Annotated in this window: 4 protein-coding genes; all 4 read right to left on the reverse strand. The window is 63.8% G+C overall.

Annotated features, from left to right (window positions below; genetic code table 11):
* Positions 1 to 138: 138 nt before the first annotated feature.
* The 4 genes from copD to ACZYOF_RS43100 are packed head-to-tail and all read right to left on the reverse strand — an operon-like array spanning position 139 to position 2,953.
* Positions 139 to 1,131 carry a copper homeostasis membrane protein CopD gene (gene copD / locus ACZYOF_RS43085; protein ID WP_245476212.1) on the reverse strand — a complete coding sequence of 331 codons (993 nt, stop codon included), beginning with the start codon at positions 1,129 to 1,131 and terminating at the stop codon, positions 139 to 141.
* A gap of 43 nt (positions 1,132 to 1,174) precedes the next feature.
* Entirely contained in the window at positions 1,175 to 1,522 is a 348-nt protein-coding gene (locus ACZYOF_RS43090; RefSeq protein ID WP_130579399.1) for a copper resistance CopC family protein, read from the reverse strand.
* Between the two features lie 3 nt (positions 1,523 to 1,525).
* Positions 1,526 to 2,530: a hypothetical protein gene (locus ACZYOF_RS43095; RefSeq protein ID WP_130579397.1), complete on the reverse strand. Its 1,005-nt coding sequence runs from the start codon at positions 2,528 to 2,530 to the stop codon at positions 1,526 to 1,528.
* A gap of 54 nt (positions 2,531 to 2,584) precedes the next feature.
* A complete protein-coding gene (locus ACZYOF_RS43100) occupies positions 2,585 to 2,953 on the reverse strand; it encodes a DUF2946 domain-containing protein (protein ID WP_130579395.1) in 369 nt (122 codons plus the stop codon).
* Positions 2,954 to 3,269 lie beyond the last annotated feature (316 nt).

Genomic DNA, 3,269 nt, shown 5'->3' on the forward strand with positions numbered 1-3,269 from the left:
GCGCCTACCTGAAGCTCCAGGCTGCCACTGAGATGACAGGAGGTCGATTCCACCGAATTAGAAGCTCGGCGGCCACGAAATGCGCCAGTGCGCTCCAAGTTGCACCATTTTCACACGGCCTGGGCCACAAGCCGACTCTCAGTGATGACCGTGTGCGCTAGACAATGTTTGCGCGCGACAGGGGCCAATGTAGCTTTGATAGTCGCCGGTCATCGCGAGGTCGTAGTGAACGGCGGGATGCATGGTTCCGAGCATCGCAACAATGACAAGGATGCCCAGTCCGAATGCTGTCTCGATCGCGCTGTTGTGGATCAGTTGACGAAGCGCGTTGGACGATTGCTCGTTTCCAAAGGAAGCGAGCTGCGGCGTCAGGCGAAACCGGTTGATAGCAGCGAAGACGAGCATCACCGCGAACATCGCGACCTTGAGCGTCAGCACGCGCCCATATTCGGTGGCGACGAGCCCGTGCAGGGAGCCGACCAGGATGGCGGCGTTGATAATGCCGCTGAGCATGAGGATTGCTACGCTGACGATGCCCAACGTCGAAAATCGGGCAACGACATTGCGAGCGAGCGACATTGCGTTGTTTCGATGGGCGATGGCCAGGAACAAGCTCAGTGCCACCAAGCCGCCGATCCAGGCCGCGGCGGCAATCAGATGGAGCGTATCTGCGGCGAGGTGCAGGTAGCCCATCGCTCCAAGTGTCGAGCCAGCGTGACCAGTCCAGGCGAGACTTGCGGCGAAACCGAGCGCCGCCGCAAGCGCTAGCCACTCCGCGAATGCCACGCGATAACATGCAAGGCAGGCCGCCAGACCGATCGCAAGGCCCAGGCGAATTGTCGTGACCTGGCCGAACTGCGTTTCATTGATCACCGTCGACAATACGTCCGTGCTCATGGCCTCATTCGATGGCAGTCCGCTCATCGACCCCGCCTGCAGCAACAGCCAGATCGCCCCGGAGATCGTCGCGGCAGCAAGAGCAAGCCATAGGACCCGAAGCGTTTGGGTCTGGAGTCGATTGGCGATGCCTTCCTCCGAACGCAAAACGGGTTTCGCGACCACCATCCGGAAAACCAGCGTTCCGGTCATAGTTGCCGTCGCCGCGAAGTGGATCGCTCGCGTCGCGATCATGGGCGCCCCTGCTGCGGACCAGTCCATCGGCGCCTCGCGCGGCCTATTGGCCGACCAGGAAGCTGAAGCTGCCATCGGTCGTGTGGGTGTCCACGGACAGCACGCGCCAATTCACGTGGTACGCGCCAGTGCCACCCGGCTTTAGCGCGACCGACATCTGGTTGCCACTGACACGAGCCTTGCCGGTGTCGACGCGCTGCCCGGCCGGGCCGGTTACGGTGACGGTGCTGAACGCCGGCTCCAGCTTCTGCGTGAACCAGAGCGTCACCTCGCGCGGAGGGCTTGCGACCTTGTTGCCGACGCGGGGCTCGGCGTGGTCGAGGAAGGCGTGAGCGGCCGCCTCGCCGGTCGCGAGCAATAGCAAAAGCAGACTCAGAGTTGGGCGTCGCATGGATCAATTCCTTGGAAAGGGGCTGGCGGGCTGGACCGCGGGACCGAAGATTGGTCTTCCAATTCCATGAGGATCAATGTCGTCGAGGTAGAGATGCAGTTGGGCGATCACGCCGACATTGGTGCCGCTTTGCCTGTTGATCGGGATTAGGGCTTCGACACCGACCTGGAATTTGTTCCCGACCCAAAGGACTCCGGGGTTGATGGTCCCGGTCGTCTTCGTGCCCGAGGTCAACGTGTTCGACACCGGCGTCTGCAGCGTCGCTTCGACCAGTGGGATCAGGTGATTGACGAATTCCGGCAGTCCGAGGTCGATCACCGCGGACCTCAGATAGGGCATGCTGTATTGGATCGTTGCGCCCCAGTTCAGCACCCGGGGATTGAACTCCGTGTCGGCCGTTATCTCGCCGATGTCTGGATCGAACCCGAATGTCGTCGTGGAGCGCCTGCCCGGTATGGCGTAGCCGACCTGTCCGGTAACAGCGACCGGTCGCAGCCATGACAGGGTGTCGGGTAGATCGCCAAAGCCTTTGCCGAACCAGATCGTCGGCGTGTAGGTGTTGAACGGATCGGCGCCGACGCTGTCGGCGCCGGTGCCGCCCCATTCGATGCTCAACCCCACCGACATGACGAATTCATGCGCGGGGTCCTTGAAGACGCGGTACTTGAACGTGGTTTCGAGGTTTTGAAATCCGTGCGCGCCCGTTCCGGTGGGCCCCCCGGGTGGACTAAAGACGCTATAGGTCGACCCGATCGAGATCGCAAAGGCCTCAGTGATCCGCTTGGAAAATTCACCGGAGAAATCGCGCTGTCGAAACGACGGATCGTCGCCGGTCTTGAAGCCGGATACCGTCGGTAATGAAAGCTCGTCATTCACGCCGGGATCGTCGATGGTGAGCGTGGCCGGAAAGAAGCGGTTGCCGACGATTTCATGGGCCGCGCCTCCGGAAAGAGGAATAAGCGCGATCGCTGCGCCCCATAGGCCCGCTCGCACGTGACAGATGGACATGGAAGGTCTCCGCGAGTTTGATGTGCAAACGCAGCGGCCATGGGCCGCCATGCTTTACGCAAATCGCGGGGGTGCACGCGCCTGGGTATTCGAGCCGATGCGGGACGCTACGCGCGTCAGTTCTTTATCGGCCCAAAGAATTGGCCTGAACTGACGGAGGAGCACAACGAGGGCGACAGGCCTCGGCGCATCAACGGCGGTCCCTGCATGGGCTACGCAGATCGCGCAAAGACCATCGTGAGCATGTTGCTCGCGATCCTGATCGCCGGAGCCGGTGGTTGCGTCACTATGGCAAATGCCGGCTGATTGCAGCGGATCGGCAATCGCGATGCCCGCGGCCCAGCATGCCGCGATCGGCGCCACGATCTGCATCGCCAGCGCGAGCAGGACGATCGGAAGAAATCCCTGTAGCCGTCGAGACATCTTGTCCACCCACGACGAAGGCTACCACCGTGCTGCGTCGGGGTCGAGCCATCCGGACCAGCGTACGGCGCAATCCGTCTTAGCGATCAGTCCGAACGGACGATCTTTACGGGCCGAAAGAGCCATTCGAGAATGGCCGGTCGTGGGGGGGGGGGGGGGGGGGGGGGGGGGGGGGCGGGGCGGGGGTGGGGGGGGGGGGGGGGGGGGGGGGGGGGGGGGGGGCGGGGGCGGGGGGGGGGGGGGGGGGGGGGGGGGGGGGGGGGGGGGGGGGGGGGGGGGCGGGGGGGGGGGGCGGGGGCGGGGGGGGGGGGGGGGG

It is taken from the genome of Bradyrhizobium sp. LeoA1Lang, assembly GCF_055413685.1.